Consider the following 14376-nt stretch of genomic DNA (forward strand, 5'->3'; position numbering starts at 1 on the left):
GCGGTTGGCTATTTATAAATTTACCTATGCGTAAGGCGGGTGTAACGCCCTAAATTATCTATTTTTAGCACAAGTACAGCTTATGAAAGATGATGGATTGCACCCGATGCAGGGGTGCTTTCCTCACCGTCCTTTCCAGACGGGATCACGTTTTTCGGCGAAGGCGCGGGCGCCCTCGAGTTGATCCTCGCTGGAATAGAGAACGTCGACCGTCGGAAATTGCCGGCGGGTGATCTTGTTCATGGTCGTCTGGAACGCCTCACCCTCGGCGGCGCGCACCACTTCCTTGATGGCGGCGTAGACGAGGGGCGGGCCGCTTTCGAGCAGGCGCGCGAGCTCCCACGCGCGGTCGAGCAGCTTGTCTGCCGGCAGGATCTCGTTGACGAAGCCCCAGCGGTGCGCCTCCTGCACATCCAGCCAGCGGCCGGTCAAAAGCATGTCCATGGCGATGTGATAGGGAATGCGCTTCGGCAGCTTGATCGAGGCGGCATCCGCCACCGTGCCGGAGCGGATTTCCGGCAGCGCGAAGGTTGCATGTTCGGCGGCGAGGATCAGGTCCGTGGAGAGCGCGATTTCGAGGCCACCGCCGCAGCAGATGCCGTTGACGGCCGCGATGATCGGCTTGTTGAGGTCGCGCAGTTCCTGCATGCCGCCGAAACCGCCGACACCATAATCGCCATCGACCGCGTCGCCCGCGGCTGCCGCCTTGAGGTCCCATCCTGGACAGAAGAATTTCTCCCCCGCACCGGTGATGATGGCGACGCGCAAGGTGTCGTCGTCGCGGAAGTCGGCAAAAATCTTGCCCATGATGCGGCTGGTCACGAGGTCGATGGCGTTCGCCTTGGGGCGATCGATCGTGACTTCCAGGATGCCGCCTTCGCGGCGCTGTCTTATCGGTCCGGTCATGGGTTTTTCCTCAGACGGATCAGCGCGTCGGCCGCGACGACACCGTCGCCAGCTGGCAGCACCATTAAGGGATTAACGTCCAGTTCGTCGATTATTGAAGCGTTTGAAACGACATAGGATGCCGTTGATGCGACGGCAGCGACAAGCGCGTCGATATCGCCCTTCGGGCCGCCGCGATAACCGTTCAGCAGCTTTGCGATTTTCAGCTTGGAGATCGCCTCGCGGATGGTTTTTTCATCGGTCGGCAGGGTCAAAATGGCAGAATCGTCGAGCAATTCGACAAGAATGCCGCCTGCACCGATGGTCAGCACCGGACCGGCGACGGGATCCCGCATGGCGCCGACGATCAGTTCGGCGACGGGTTTTCCCACCATCTTTTCGATGAGGAAACCGGTAGCGACGCCGGCCATGGCCTTGGCGGCCTCCAGCACGGCCTCGCGGCTGGCGAGGTTCAACTTGACGGCGCCGGCCTCGGTCTTGTGGGCGACGCCCAAGCCCTTGAGCACGACGGGGAATCCGAGGTTTTGCGCAGCGTCGGCGGCGGCCTCCGTGGTTTCTGCCGTGATGCCCTTCGGCACGGTGAGGCCATGGGCTGCAAGGGCCTGTTTTGCCTCGTGCTCGGTGAGCGTAACTGCTTCACCTTCCCCGGCTGCGGCCTTGAGGAGAGGGGCAGGCAGGGGCTTGCTCCAGATTTCGCCGATGCCGGCGGCGGCTTCAGCGGCGGCCAATGCCTCCTCGATGCCGTAGAAGGGCACGATGCCGTTCTGCATCAGCATTTCGGCGGTCGCTTCCGGCATGTTCTCGCCCATGCTGGCGACGATGCCGGCATTTGCGCCCGTCGCCTTCGACGCATCGATGACGGCGTGGCAGGTGGTGATCCAGTCGGCGGCGTCGCAGCGGTCGAGACGGGGGAAGTCGAGCACGACGAGGTTCAGGGCATAGCCGCCCTGCATCATGGTGGTGAAGGCCTGCGTCTGCTTCTCGTGGTTGCCCCAGACGAAGGTGTGGTAGTCGAGGGGATTGGAGATCGTCACCATCTGTCCGAGCGTCTCACGCAGCGGCTGGCGCTGGTCTTGCCGGAGGTCGCGGTAATTCACTTTCCGCTTCACGCCGGCATCTGCCATTAGCGAGGCCTCGCCGCCGGAGCAGCTCATCGAGGAGATGTCGTAGTTCGGCAGCGGGCCGGCGATGTGCAGCAGTTTTAGCGTTTCCAGCAATTCCGGCAGCGTCTCGACGCGGCCGATGCCGAGACGGGCGAGCAGTGCGGAGGAAACGGCGTCGTTGCCGGCGAGCGAGGCGGTGTGCGAGACCGTCGCAAGCTGTGCCTGCTCCGACTTGCCGACCTTCAGCGTCACGACCGGCTTCTTCAGTTCGCGCGATCGTAAGGCCAGGCGTTCGAGGGAGGCGAGGCTGTCGAAACCTTCGATATGCAGGCCGACGGCGGTGACGCGCGGATCCTCCAGCACGGCGCAGGCGAGGTCGGCGAGGCCAGTCTGGGCCTGGTTGCCGGCGGTCAGGATATAGGCGAGCGGCAGGCCGCGCTGCTGCATGGAGATGTTGCAGGCAATGTTGGAGGACTGCGTGAGGACGGCCACACCCTTGTCGATGCGCAGCATGCCGTGCTGGTCCGGCCAGAGCAGGGCGCCATCCAGCATGTTGATGAAGCCGTAGCAGTTGGGGCCAAGCACCGGCATGTCGCCGGCCGCTTCCACCAGTGCCTTCTGCAGGTCGTCGCCATCGGCCAGCTCGCTGACGGCCTCGCGGAAACCGGACGCATAGCAAACAGCACCGCCGGCACCGCGCGCCGAGAGGTCACGGATGATGCCGATGGTCAGTTCGCGGTTGACGCCGACGAAGGAAGCATCCGGTGCGTCCGGCAGGTCGGCGACGGAGCGGTAGCACTTGCGGCCGAGGATTTCGTCTTCGCGCGGATGCACCGGCCAGATATCGCCGGAAAAGCCCATCTTGTCGCACTGGAAGATGACGCGGCGTGCTTCCTTGCCGCCGAAGACGGCGATGGATCTGGGTCGGATCAGACGGTCGAGGGATCGTGTCATAATGCGATTACGCTCCCAGCGGCCGGAGCAGTTCACGGCTGATGATGTGCCGCTGGATTTCCGACGTGCCGTCCCAGATGCGCTCGACGCGGGCATCGCGCCAGAAACGGGCGAGCGGAAGGTCGTCCATCAGGCCCATGCCGCCAAAAATCTGGATCGCCTCGTCGGTGACGCGGGCGAGCATTTCCGTGGCGTAGACCTTTGCCGAGGCGATCTCGCGGTTCGACGGCAGGCCCTGGTCGAGGCGCCAGGCGCCCGAAAGCGTCAAGAGGTCGGCGGCGTCGATCTCGGTGATCATGTCGGCGAGCTTGAAGGAGACGCCCTGGTTCGCGCCGATCGGCTTGCCAAACTGTTTTCGTTCGGCGGCGTAGTTGAGCGCGTAGTCGAAGGCGCGGCGCGCCCGGCCGACGGAAGTCGCGGCGACGGTGAGGCGCGTTGCATAGAGCCAGTCGTTGGCGATGTCGAAGCCCTTGTGCACTTCGCCAAGAATCTGGGCGGAGGACAGGCGGCAATCGTCGAAATTCAGGATGCAGTTCTTGTAGCCACGGTGCGAGACCGATTCGTAGCCGTCGCGGATTTCGAAGCCAGGCGTGCCGCGATCGACGAGGAAGCAGGTGATGAGCTTTTTCTTGCCGCGCGGCGTGTCTTCTTCGCCCGTCGCGATGAACACGATGACGAAATCGGCGATGTTGGCATGGCTGATGAAATGCTTGGTGCCGTTGACGATCCAGTCGTCGCCGTCCTTGCGCGCAAAACATTTCATGCCGCGCACGTCCGAGCCGGCATCCGGTTCGGTCATGGCGAGTGCATCGAATTTTTCGCCGCTGACAGCTGGCAGCAAGTAGCGTTCGCGCTGCTCGTCGTTACAGGCCATCAGGATGCCGGAGGGACGGCCGAAAAACACGGTCAGCGCCATCGAGCCGCGGCCAAGTTCACGCTCGACGAGGGTGAACGAGGTGTGGTCGAGGCCGGCACCGCCGACTTCTTCCGGCATATTGCAGCCGAAGAAGCCGATTTCCTTGCACTTGCGGGCGATTTCCTGGCCGAGTTCCGGCGGTACATGGCCGGTGCGCTCGACCTCGTTTTCGTGCGGATAGATTTCCGTTTCGACGAAGGAGCGGACCGTATCCACGATCATCTGCTGTTCGTCGGTCAATGCGAAGTTCATGGAAGTTTCTCCCCTCAGAGAATGCTTTGTCTGCCCGGTGGCGGCCCCCTCATCCGCCTGCCGGCACCTTCTCCCCGCTGGGGAGAAGGGATTGTGGCGAGGCCGTCTTTCCCCTCCTTCTCCCCAGCGGGGAGAAGGTGCCCGAAGGGCGGATGAGGGGGCTGCCGGCATCGTTCATTTTTTCTGCCCGACGCTGCGGCCTGCACCATCCGGCACCGGCAGCTTGGCATGAGCGTCCGCGATCGGCTTGATCTTCGCCAGCACGTCCGCAGGCGCGTCGACGCTCTTGCCGGCCTTCGAGTCGACATGGAGCATCATCTGCTCGGCCGTCGCGATGACATCGCCGGTCGCGGCATCGTGGATGCGGGTGAAGTAATGCAGCCGCTTGCTGTCGGAGGCCAGAAGCTGAAGCGTCGTGTAGAGCGCCTGGCCGAGCTTGGCTTCGCCGATGTGGCGGATGTGGGTTTCCACCGTGTAGTAGCTGTGGCCGGCCTCGACATAGGCGAAGTCCACGCCGATCAGCCGCAGCAACGCGTCCGACGTATCGCCGAAGAGCTGGAGGTAACGGTGCTCGGTCATGTGGCCGTTATAGTCGACCCAGGCGGCGTTGACCTTGGTGCCGATGAGGCGCAGGGGCTCGGCTTCCGAAACTTCGACCTTCGCCTTGCCGGCCTTGGCCCAGAGATGTTCCTCGAATTCGGCGAGCAGCTTGCCGGAACCCCAGCCTTTGCCGTCGTCGCCGGCCTTCAGCGCATGCATGATGCCGACGAGGTTCTGGTCGCGGATGCGCTCCAGATCGCGAATGCCGCGGGCGCCGGACTGGGCGTCCGACTGGTTGGCGATCTTTTCCACCAGCTCGTCGTTGAGATCGACGACGTCGGTGAGCTTGGTCCAGGGCCAGGAGAGGCAGGGACCGAACTGGGCGAGGAAATGGCGCATGCCGGCTTCGCCGCCGGCGATGCGGTAGGTCTCGAACATGCCCATCTGCGCCCAGCGCATGCCGAACGAGTAACGGATCACGTCGTCGAGCGTCTCGGTGTCGCAGATGTCGTCCTTGATGAGCCAGAGGCCTTCGCGCCAGACGGCTTCGAGCAGGCGGTCACCGACGAAGGCCTCGATCTCCTTCTTGATGATCACGCCCTTCATGCCGATCGGCGCGAGCTTGGCCTTGGCGTCTTCGAGCGTCGCCTTGCTGGTCTTTTCGCCGCCGACCAGTTCGGCGAGCGGCAGCAGGTAGACGGGATTGTAGGGATGCGCGACGAACAGGCGTTCGGGGTGTTTCATGTCGCGCTGGAGATCGGTCGGCATCAGGCCTGACGTGGACGAACCGATGAGGGCATCGGGCTTTGCGGCCGCATCGATCTGGGTGAGCACGCCGCGCTTCAATTCGAGGCGCTCGGGAACGCTTTCCTGAATCCAATCAGCGTCTTTGACGGCGTCTTCCAAGCTCTTGCAGAAGGTGATTTTGCCCTTCGGCGGCAGCGGCGCCATGGTAAGCATGCCATAGGCGCGCTCGGCGTTCGCCATCACTTCGCCGATGATGCGCTCGGCTTCCGGATGCGGATCGAAGATGTTGACGTCGATGCCCACGAGCGCGAAGCGCGCCACCCAGGCGCCGCCGATGACGCCGCCGCCGACGCAGGCTGCTTTCTGGATCTGGCTCATTTCGGCGCCCGCTTCTGGAGTTTCAGCTTTTCGCGCACTTCGGCCGGGCCGATGATGCGGGCACCCATGCTTTCAACCACGTTCACGGCCTTTTCGACGAGCTGGGCATTGGTCGCGAGCTGGCCCTTGCCGACATAGAGATTGTCTTCAAGCCCGACGCGGACATTGCCGCCGGCCAGTATGGACGCGGCCGGATAGGCCATGGCGTTGCGGCCGATGGAGAAGGCCGAGAACGTCCAGTTGGCCGGCACGTTATTGACCATCGCCATGAAGGTGTTGAGGTCGTCGGGCGCGCCCCACGGAATGCCCATGCAGAGCTGGATGAGCACCGGATCCTCGATCACGCCCTCCTCGACGAGCTGCTTGGCGAACCACAGGTGGCCGGTGTCGAAGGCCTCGATTTCCGGGCGGACGCCGAGGTCGGTCATCATCTTGCCCATGGCGCGCAGCATGGACGGCGTGTTGGTCATCACGTAGTCGCCGAGCGAAAAGTTCATCGTGCCGCAATCGAGCGTACAGATTTCTGGCAGGCATTCGGCGACGTGGCTGACGCGCTCGGTGGCGCCCACCATGTCGGTGCCGTTGGGGTTCAGCGGCAACGGCTGTTCGGTGCCGCCGAAGATAATGTCTCCGCCCATGCCGGCGGTGAGGTTCAGCACCACGTCCACCTCGGCATCGCGGATGCGCTCGGTCACTTCGCGGTAGAGATCGTTGCGGCGGCTCGGTGCGCCGGTTTCCGGGTCGCGCACATGGCAATGCACGACGGCGGCGCCGGCCTTGGCGGCGTCGATCGCCGATTCGGCGATCTGCTTGGGCGAACGCGGCACGTGGGGCGATTTGCCGGCGGTGTCGCCGGAGCCGGTGACGGCGCAGGTGATGAAGACATCACGGTTCATGGCTAAGGGCATTCGATCTCTCCCAGTATTCTCATTGGGTCCATTACGAGCCAAGAGACGGCGCAATGCTTTCACTTTTCGGATCCATTCTTGACAATTCGAGAGATGAACACGCATGCTTCCGCCATGCTCGATCCCTCTTCCGATACCCTCGACATCGATATCCTCGTGCTGCCCGAGACGAACCTCATCCTCGTCGCCTCGGTCATCGAGCCCTTGCGCGCCGCCAACCGCATTTCCGGCCAGGAGCTTTACCGCTGGCGGATTTTTTCCCCCGATGGCCAGCCGGTCGAGACGCGGAGCCGCATTCCCGTGCCGGTCGACGGCCTGTTCCGGCCGGAGCGGGAGAAAGAGCCGCTCTTCGTGCTTTCGAGCTATCAATGGCAGATGAGTGCGACGCCTCTGTTGCGGCGCCAGCTTTCGCAGACAGCGCGTCACCGCACGATGATGGCCGGCATCGAATCGGGAAGCTGGCTGCTCGCCGAAGCCAGCCTGCTGAACGGCCATTCCGTGACGATCCACTGGGAGGACATGGAGGAGTTCGCCTCCCGCTATCCGCAGATCGCGGTGATGCGCGAGCGCTACGTCATCGACGGCAAACGCATCACCACCGGGGGCTCATTGCCGACGCTCGACCTGATGCTGGAGATCATCCGCCGCCGGCAGGGCTATTCGCTGGCGCTCGAAGTGTCCCGGCTCTTCATTTACGAACACGAGCGGACCGGCGGGCTGCTGCAGGTGCCGGCCCTTGGCAATATGCGCATCGCCGACCAGCGCGTCAGCCAGGCGGTGCGGTTGATGGAGGAGACGGTGGATGCGCCGCTGACGCTGACGCGGCTTGCCAAACGCGTCGGCATCAGCGCACGCCATCTCCAGGACCTGTTCCAGGAATCGATGGGTGTCGCGCCGCACCAGCACTATCTGGCGCTAAGGCTGAACGCCGCCCGGCGGAAGGTCATCGAGACCAAGGCCGAGTTCGCCGATATTGCGGCGCTCACCGGGTTCAATTCCTCCTCCGCCTTTTCGCGCAGCTACCGCGCGCACTACCACGAAAGCCCGACGGAGACCCGGCGGCGATTGCGGGCCGGGGCGAAGGGCTAAGGTTTCGAAAGGAACGCGATCATTGTTTCGGCCGCCTGCCGGGAGAGCGCGTCGCGTGGCCAGACGAGACTCAGTGATTGCTGGTAGGCCGCATCCAACGGCAACAGCGTCGGTGGCGGATTGATGTTGGCGATGGAATGCTCTGGCAGAACCGAAAGATGACCGTGGTTCAGCACGAGATTGATGATGACCGGGATGGAATCGACCTCGACCAGGGTTAAGCGGGCGCGTTCGGCTGTGGAAAGCGTGGCTTCCAGGAAGCGGTCCGTCATCTGCCGCAGGCCGCTGCGTGGACTTGGCACAGCGATTGGGTGGCGGCGCAGAAGTGCTGGAAAATCCTGCGGTTCCGATGCATCCATTGAGCGCGGGCCGGCAAGCGCCAGTTGCGAGCGGCCGATCAATTTGCCGTCGAACTCGGCGGGGTAGTGGTCGGTGTCGAGCAGGATCAGGTCGAAACGGCGGTTTTTCAGGCCGGAGACAAGTTCGTCCGCCGTGGTGGAGGACAGGAAGAGCGGCTGGCGTGGTCGTGCTGAGCGCCATGCGACGGCAAGGCGCGCCAGCATGGCGGCAATCTCGCTTTCATGGCCGAAGGGAATGATCGCGCCGAGACGCCAGGTGGCGGCACTGCGGCGGAAGCGTTCGGCGGAGGCGGCGAAAAGCGATTCCCATGCGGCACCGATCTGTTCGGCGAGAGCCAGGGCCTCGAGACCGGCCGGCGTGCAGCTTATGCCGGTCGCCGAACGGTCGAGCATCTTGCAGCCGATCGCCGCTTCCAGATGGCTGAGCTGGCGGGTGAGTTGCGGTTGGCCAAGGCCGAGGCTTTTGGCGGCGGCGTTGATGCTGCTGGCCCTTGCCGCCGTGGCGAATCGGGCGAGGGCGGAGAGCGAAATGGTGGAGCGTGGCCGCCCACCTTCGCCAAGGATGACGAGGGCGTCGGCGGCGCGCGCGATTTCGGCGAAGCGGGGCAGGCGGGCTTCGGCCTCCAGGGTGGGCACGAGCGCCTGACCGTCCCGCCGCACAAGCGGTACGGAAAGCACGGCCTCGACGCGGCGGAGTGCTGCGCTGGCGCTGGACGCGGGGCGTCCCGCAATGGCGGCTGCCCTGCGGATGCCGCGTTCTTCGAGAATGCTGTGCACAAGGCAAAGCGTGGATAGATCCACAGGCGGTCCTTCGGCTTCCGATGACTGTTCGGCTTATAGCATGAACCGTACGGACTTTGGGATATCTGTTTGCACCGCGATCCGCATAACATCACCTTGAAAACAGGTTTTTTGAAAATGCTCGCTTCCGCCGATATGCTCTATCTGACCGGCCAACCGCTCGACTTCGCCACGCTGGAGGCGATCGGCGGCGGCATGAGCCACCCCGTTGCCTGCGAAATCGGCATGGGTCGTGTCAACGCGTCGCGGCGCGTCATCACGGATCGCCTCGCCATCGGCCTGCCGATCTACGGGGCGAACACCGGCGTCGGTTCGATGAAGGACAAGCTCTGGACGGCGGATGATCTCGACGAGTTCAACAACAACCTCGTCAGGGCGCACCATTTCGGCACCGGCGAACCCTTCACGCTGCCGATCGTGCGCAAGGCAATGGCGATCCGCGTCAACACGGCGCTCGGCGGCTACTCCGGCTGTAGCCCGGAACTGATCGAGGCTTTCCTTGGCCTGCTCGAAAAGGACGTCGTGCCTGTCGTGCGCCGCCATGGCTCGATGGGCTGTGCCGATATCGGCCTGATGGGGCAGATCGCATCGGTCATGACCGGTGAGGGCGAGGCCTGGTATGGCGGCGAGCGCCTGCCTGCCGCCGAAGCGCTGAAGCGCGCCGGCCTCAAGCCTTATCGTATGCAGCCGCGCGATGCGCTGGCAGCCCTCAGCGTCAACGCCATCTCGCATGCCGCCGCCGCCAATGTGGTGCGCGAGGCGGCGAAGGCGATCCGAAATCTCATGGTGACGGGGCTTCTTTCCTCACTGGCGCTTGGCGCCTCGGCGGATCCGTGGCGTGTGGCCGCGCGGCTCTCGGCGCATGGCGAGGCGCTGGCCGGCTGCTGGTTCGAGGCGCAGGCCTCCTCCGGCCATTGGCCAAAGCCGTCCGCGATCCACGATCCGCTCAGCCTGCGCATGACCGCGCAGGTTTTTGGCGCCAGCCTCGATACGCTGATGAACGCCGCGGAGCGCATCGTCGAGGCGACGGCGCAGTCGGATGACAACCCGGTCGTCATCGACAACCACGTCATGGCCTCCGGCGGTTCCCTGCCGCTGTCGACGACGCTCTATGTCGAGGCCGCGCAGACCGGTTTTGCGCATCTTGCGCGCAATGTGCTCAATCGCTGCGTCCTGCTCTCGAATGGCGTGCGTCGTAACCTTCCGGTCAATCTCGTTGCGCCCGGCGAGGCCGCGACGGGTTTCGGCCCGCTGCTGAAACTCGCCGTCGAACTCTATATGCGCATCCAGTCGCTGGCCGTGCCGATTTCCGCACAGTCGATCGTCGTTGCCGGCGGCCTTGAGGAGGAAGCGACCTTCCTGCCGCTTATCGTCGAGCGCATGGAGAGCCAGGTGCGGGATCTGCGCCAGCTCGCGGCGCTCGAAGCGATGCTTTCGGCGCAGGCGATCGATCTTGCCGGCGACAATGTCGAAGGCGTGGCTGCCGTCGCCTATCATCGCACTCGTGCGGTCACGCCCTTCTATCGCAAGGATCGTCCGCTGTCCTCGGAGATTGAAGCGCTCGACCGCGATCTTGCGAGCCCCGAGGCGCTTGCTGCCTTTGTCGAGGCTGCACCGATGGCGCCGGTCGATAGCTTCTTCGCCCTCACGCAATAACGGAGACACGGGAATGGCCGATTTCGATCTCGTTCTGAAAGGCACCGTGGTTCTGGCGGACCGTATCGTCGAGGGCGGCCATGTCGCCGTGCGGGACGGTAAGGTGGTGCATGTCGGACAGGGCGCGATGCCGGCGGGAAAGGAACGGCACGACCTTTCCGGCGCGCTGATCCTGCCGGGCGCGATCGACGCTCAGGTCCATTCCCTGTCGCAGAAGAACCAGGAGGATTTCATCTGGTCGACGCGTTCGGCCGCAGCCGGCGGTGTCACGACCATCGTCGACATGCCCTACGACGAGGGCAACCTCGTCTGCTCGGCGGAAGCCGTGAAAATCAAGGTCGACCACGCCTCGCCGCAGGCGCGTGTCGATTTCGCGCTTTATGGCACGGTCGACCCGGAAGAGGGGCCGGCACGCATCGGCGAGATGGTCGAGGCCGGCGTCGCCGCCTTCAAGTTTTCGACCTTCGGCACGGACCCAAAACGTTTCCCGCGCATTCCGGCGGCTTTGTTGGAGGACTGCTTCCGCGGCATAGCGCCAACGGGGCTGACGGCCGGCGTGCACAATGAGGATGACGAGGCAGTGCGCGCGGCGATCGCCAAGGTGAAGGCTGCCGGCATCACCGACTATCGTGCGCACGGAATGTCGCGCCCGCCGCTGACGGAACTGCTCGCCTCCAACCAGATCTACGAGACGGGCGCCGAAACGGGCTGCCCGGCGCATGTGGTGCATTGCTCGCTCGGCCGTGGCTACGAGATCGCCGCCGCCTATCGGGCACAGGGTTTTCGCGCGACGATCGAGTGCTGCATTCACTACCTGACGCTCGACGAGGAAAACGACGTGCGCCGGCTGGGCGGCAAGGCGAAGATCAACCCGCCGATCCGCCCGCGCGCCGAGGTGGAAAAGCTCTGGCGGCATGTCGCGGAGGGCAATGTGACGCTGGTTTCCACCGACCATGTCAGTTGGTCGGAAGACCGCAAGACCAATCCGGACATGCTGGCCAATGCCTCCGGCGTGCCGGGGCTGGAGGTCATGGTGCCGCTCTTCGTCAAGGGCGCGCTGGAGCGCGGCATTCCGCTGACGCGCGCCGCCGAATTGATGACGCTGAACCCGGCGCGGCATTTCCGGCTCAACCATGTGAAGGGCGCGCTGGAAGCCGGCAAGGATGCCGACATCACCGTGCTGACGCCCGAGCCCTACATCTATGATGCTGCCACGAGCGGCCACAACGTCGTCGGCTGGTCGCCCTATAACGGCATCAAGCTGCCATGGCGCGTCTCGGCAACCTATCTGCGTGGCAAGCTTGCCTTCGACGGCACGAGGGTGCTGGCCGAACCAGGCACCGGCGCCTTCGTGCGGCCGCTGCCGACGCTCGTTTCGTCCGGTGCCCGCTGATGGCGGCGCCAAAAACCAATCTGCCGGTCGATCCCACCCGTATCGCGGATGTTATCGACGGCCTCGCCCGGCTCACCGAGCCCGGCCGGCCCTACACGCGGCGTGCTTTTACCGCTCTGTTCCCGGCGGGGCGGGATTTTCTTCTCGAAAAGTTTCAGGCCGCGGGGCTTGAGGCGCGCATCGATGCCGCAGGCAATCTCACGGCGCGCCGGCCGGGTAAGAAGCCGGGTCTTGGCACGATCATGCTTGGCTCGCATTCCGACACGGTGCCGGATGGCGGGCGTTACGACGGTATTGCCGGCGTGGCGGTGGCGCTGGAAGTGGCCTGCGCGCTGGCCGATCAGGGCATCGAACTCGACCATGATCTGGAGGTCGTTGATTTCCTTGCCGAGGAGGTCTCGATCTTCGGCGTCTCCTGCATCGGCAGCCGCGGCATGGCCGGCGTGCTGCCGGAGGACTGGTTTTCGCGCGAGAGCAACGGACTGACGCTGGAGCAGGGTATCCGCAATGCGGGCGGTGACCCGGCACGCATCCAGGCCGAGGCGCGCAAGGACATCACGGCCTTCCTCGAACTGCATATCGAGCAGGGGCCGGTGCTGGAGACCGAAAGGCTCGATATCGGCGTGGTGACGGCGATCGCCGGCATCACGCGCATCGAGATCATCGTGCAGGGGCGCGCGGACCATGCCGGCACCACGCCGATGGGCAACCGCGCCGACGCGCTGGCCGCCGCCGCGCGGCTGGTGACGGGCATCGAGGCGTTGGCGAAATCGCTGTCTGGAGGACCTAGCCATTTCACGGCGACGGTCGGCGAGTTTTCCATCGAGCCGAATGCCGCCAATGTCGTGCCGTCCTGCGCCCGCCTGCTGATCGATGCGCGGGCGGAGGATCGCACGGCGATGGAGCTGTTCGCGGCGTCGGTAGATCTGCTGGTCGAACAGATCGCCCGAGAGACGGGCACCGTCATAGAGAAGCCGCGCCGCATCTCCGACAACATGCCGACACCCGGCGATCCGCTGCTGCTCAACGTTCTGGACGCCGCCTGCGAGGCGGTGGGGGCGAGCCATCGCCGAATGGCCTCCGGTGCCGGGCACGACACGGCCTGGATGGCGCGGGTGACGCGGTCTGCGATGATCTTCGTGCCGTGCCTTGGCGGGCGCAGCCATGCGCCGGAAGAGTTCGCCGAGACGGACGATATCGCGCTTGGCGCGGCGGTGCTTCTTAACGCAGTGATTCAACTCGACGAAAAACTTCAGAAAGTGATTCAGGGAGACGTCTAATGGGCCGGATTCTAAAGGAAAAAGACGTCGAGGCGGCGGTCAAGGGCGGCTCGGTCTATGCCGCCGGTGGCGGTGGCTGGGCGGATCATGGCCGCATGCTGGGCTATGCCGCGGTGTCGATCGGCAAGCCCGAACTTGTCTCCATCGATGAGCTTTCGGACGACGACTGGGTGGCGACGGCTGCCGCCATCGGTGCGCCCGCCTCGACCACGCCGTGGGAAATGCGCGGCGTCGACTATGTGAAGGCGGTGGAACTTTTGCAGGAGGCGCTTGGCGAAAAGGTCGCGGCGCTGATGGTCGGGCAGAACGGCAAATCCTCGACGCTGAACGGCTGGCTGCCCTCGGCCATTCTCGGCACGAAGGTGCTGGATGCGGTGGGCGACATGCGCGCGCACCCGACAGGCGACATGGGCTCGATCGGCATGGCCGGCTCGCCCGAGCAGATGATCCAGACCGCCGTCGGGGGAAACCGCGACGAGAACCGCTATATCGAATTGGTCGTTCGCGGCGCGACCGCAAAAGTCTCGCCAATCCTGCGCACGGCCTCGGACATGTCCGGCGGCTTCATCGCCTCCTGCCGCAACCCGCTGCGTGCCTCCTACGTCCGCAGGAATGCCGCACTCGGCGGCATTTCGCTGGCGCTGGCGCTCGGCGAGGCGATCATTGCCGCGGAAGGCAAGGGCGGCTCGGCGATCATCGATGCGATGGTCAAGACGACGGGTGGTTCGATCCTCTCCGAAGGCACGATCACCGACAAATCGGTGGTCTACACCAAGGAGGCTTTCGACATCGGCACAGTGACGCTCGGCAAGGGCGACAGTGCGACGGTTCTACATGTGATGAACGAGTATATGGCGGTGGAATCGGCCGAAGGAAAACGCCTTGCCACTTTCCCGGATGTCATCACCACGCTCTCGCCGGATGGAGAGCCGCTGAGCGTTGGTCAGCTTCAAATCGGCATGAACGTTTTCGTGCTGCATGTGCCGAAGACCATCATCCCGCTCGCCTCCAGCGTGCTCGACCCGACCGTCTATCCTTCGGTTGAGAAGGCGATGGGGATTGATCTGGTAAGCTACGCGCTCGCCTGAGGCACA

At 64.4% G+C, this 14376-nt stretch carries 11 protein-coding genes; 5 read left to right on the forward strand and 6 right to left on the reverse strand.

Annotation, left to right across the window (positions count from 1 at the left end; translation table 11 throughout):
• Window positions 1-123: 123 nt before the first annotated feature.
• The 5 genes from ACT6VE_RS02310 to ACT6VE_RS02330 all read right to left on the reverse strand — a co-directional run bounded on the left by ACT6VE_RS02310 (window position 124) and on the right by ACT6VE_RS02330 (window position 6704).
• Complete coding sequence (locus ACT6VE_RS02310) at window positions 124-906, reverse strand: carnitinyl-CoA dehydratase (protein WP_444797003.1); 783 nt, start codon at window positions 904-906, stop codon at window positions 124-126.
• A complete protein-coding gene (locus ACT6VE_RS02315; protein ID WP_444797004.1) occupies window positions 903-2963 on the reverse strand; it encodes an acetate--CoA ligase family protein in 2061 nt (686 codons plus the stop codon). Before ACT6VE_RS02315 ends, ACT6VE_RS02310 begins: the two co-directional genes overlap by 4 nt.
• 7 nt (window positions 2964-2970) lie before the next feature.
• Entirely contained in the window at window positions 2971-4131 is a 1161-nt protein-coding gene (locus tag ACT6VE_RS02320) for an acyl-CoA dehydrogenase family protein (protein ID WP_444797005.1), read from the reverse strand.
• Between the two features lie 174 nt (window positions 4132-4305).
• Complete coding sequence (locus ACT6VE_RS02325) at window positions 4306-5796, reverse strand: carnitine 3-dehydrogenase (protein WP_444797006.1); 1491 nt, start codon at window positions 5794-5796, stop codon at window positions 4306-4308.
• A complete protein-coding gene (locus ACT6VE_RS02330) occupies window positions 5793-6704 on the reverse strand; it encodes a 3-keto-5-aminohexanoate cleavage protein (RefSeq protein ID WP_444797007.1) in 912 nt (303 codons plus the stop codon). The genes ACT6VE_RS02325 and ACT6VE_RS02330 overlap by 4 nt, the downstream gene beginning before the upstream one ends.
• Before the next feature lie 93 nt (window positions 6705-6797).
• Here ACT6VE_RS02330 and ACT6VE_RS02335 point away from each other — a divergent pair, with 93 nt between their 5' ends.
• Window positions 6798-7793, forward strand: a complete 996-nt coding sequence (locus ACT6VE_RS02335) for a GlxA family transcriptional regulator (RefSeq protein WP_444797008.1) — start codon at window positions 6798-6800, stop codon at window positions 7791-7793.
• Here ACT6VE_RS02335 and ACT6VE_RS02340 read toward each other — a convergent pair.
• Window positions 7790-8953 carry a LysR family transcriptional regulator gene (locus ACT6VE_RS02340; RefSeq protein ID WP_444797009.1) on the reverse strand — a complete coding sequence of 388 codons (1164 nt, stop codon included), beginning with the start codon at window positions 8951-8953 and terminating at the stop codon, window positions 7790-7792. The two genes, ACT6VE_RS02335 and ACT6VE_RS02340, sit on opposite strands and share 4 nt — an antisense overlap.
• Window positions 8954-9070: 117 nt before the next feature.
• Here ACT6VE_RS02340 and ACT6VE_RS02345 point away from each other — a divergent pair, with 117 nt between their 5' ends.
• From ACT6VE_RS02345 to ACT6VE_RS02360, 4 genes are read left to right on the forward strand one after another with little or no spacing between them, the layout of a single operon-like run.
• Window positions 9071-10609, forward strand: coding sequence for an aromatic amino acid lyase (locus ACT6VE_RS02345; RefSeq protein ID WP_444797010.1), 1539 nt, complete (start codon window positions 9071-9073; stop codon window positions 10607-10609).
• Between the two features lie 13 nt (window positions 10610-10622).
• Window positions 10623-12002, forward strand: coding sequence for a dihydroorotase (locus tag ACT6VE_RS02350; protein ID WP_444797011.1), 1380 nt, complete (start codon window positions 10623-10625; stop codon window positions 12000-12002).
• Window positions 12002-13282, forward strand: a complete 1281-nt coding sequence (locus tag ACT6VE_RS02355; RefSeq protein ID WP_444797012.1) for a Zn-dependent hydrolase — start codon at window positions 12002-12004, stop codon at window positions 13280-13282. Before ACT6VE_RS02350 ends, ACT6VE_RS02355 begins: the two co-directional genes overlap by 1 nt.
• Window positions 13282-14370, forward strand: coding sequence for a DUF917 domain-containing protein (locus ACT6VE_RS02360; RefSeq protein WP_444797013.1), 1089 nt, complete (start codon window positions 13282-13284; stop codon window positions 14368-14370). The genes ACT6VE_RS02355 and ACT6VE_RS02360 overlap by 1 nt, the downstream gene beginning before the upstream one ends.
• Window positions 14371-14376 lie beyond the last annotated feature (6 nt).

The organism is Shinella sp., assembly GCF_052438155.1.
In the GTDB taxonomy this organism is placed as follows: domain Bacteria; phylum Pseudomonadota; class Alphaproteobacteria; order Rhizobiales; family Rhizobiaceae; genus Shinella.

Bases quoted from the DNA above. Each gene is read 5' to 3' on its own strand.
- ACT6VE_RS02310 (WP_444797003.1), bottom strand. From the start codon at position 906: ATGACCGGACCGATAAGACAGCGCCGCGAAGGCGGCATCCTGGAAGTC.
- ACT6VE_RS02315 (WP_444797004.1), bottom strand. From the start codon at position 2,963: ATGACACGATCCCTCGACCGTCTGATCCGACCCAGATCCATCGCCGTC.
- ACT6VE_RS02320 (WP_444797005.1), bottom strand. From the start codon at position 4,131: ATGAACTTCGCATTGACCGACGAACAGCAGATGATCGTGGATACGGTC.
- ACT6VE_RS02325 (WP_444797006.1), bottom strand. From the start codon at position 5,796: ATGAGCCAGATCCAGAAAGCAGCCTGCGTCGGCGGCGGCGTCATCGGC.
- ACT6VE_RS02330 (WP_444797007.1), bottom strand. From the start codon at position 6,704: ATGCCCTTAGCCATGAACCGTGATGTCTTCATCACCTGCGCCGTCACC.
- ACT6VE_RS02335 (WP_444797008.1), top strand. From the start codon at position 6,798: ATGAACACGCATGCTTCCGCCATGCTCGATCCCTCTTCCGATACCCTC.
- ACT6VE_RS02345 (WP_444797010.1), top strand. From the start codon at position 9,071: ATGCTCGCTTCCGCCGATATGCTCTATCTGACCGGCCAACCGCTCGAC.
- ACT6VE_RS02350 (WP_444797011.1), top strand. From the start codon at position 10,623: ATGGCCGATTTCGATCTCGTTCTGAAAGGCACCGTGGTTCTGGCGGAC.
- ACT6VE_RS02355 (WP_444797012.1), top strand. From the start codon at position 12,002: ATGGCGGCGCCAAAAACCAATCTGCCGGTCGATCCCACCCGTATCGCG.
- ACT6VE_RS02360 (WP_444797013.1), top strand. From the start codon at position 13,282: ATGGGCCGGATTCTAAAGGAAAAAGACGTCGAGGCGGCGGTCAAGGGC.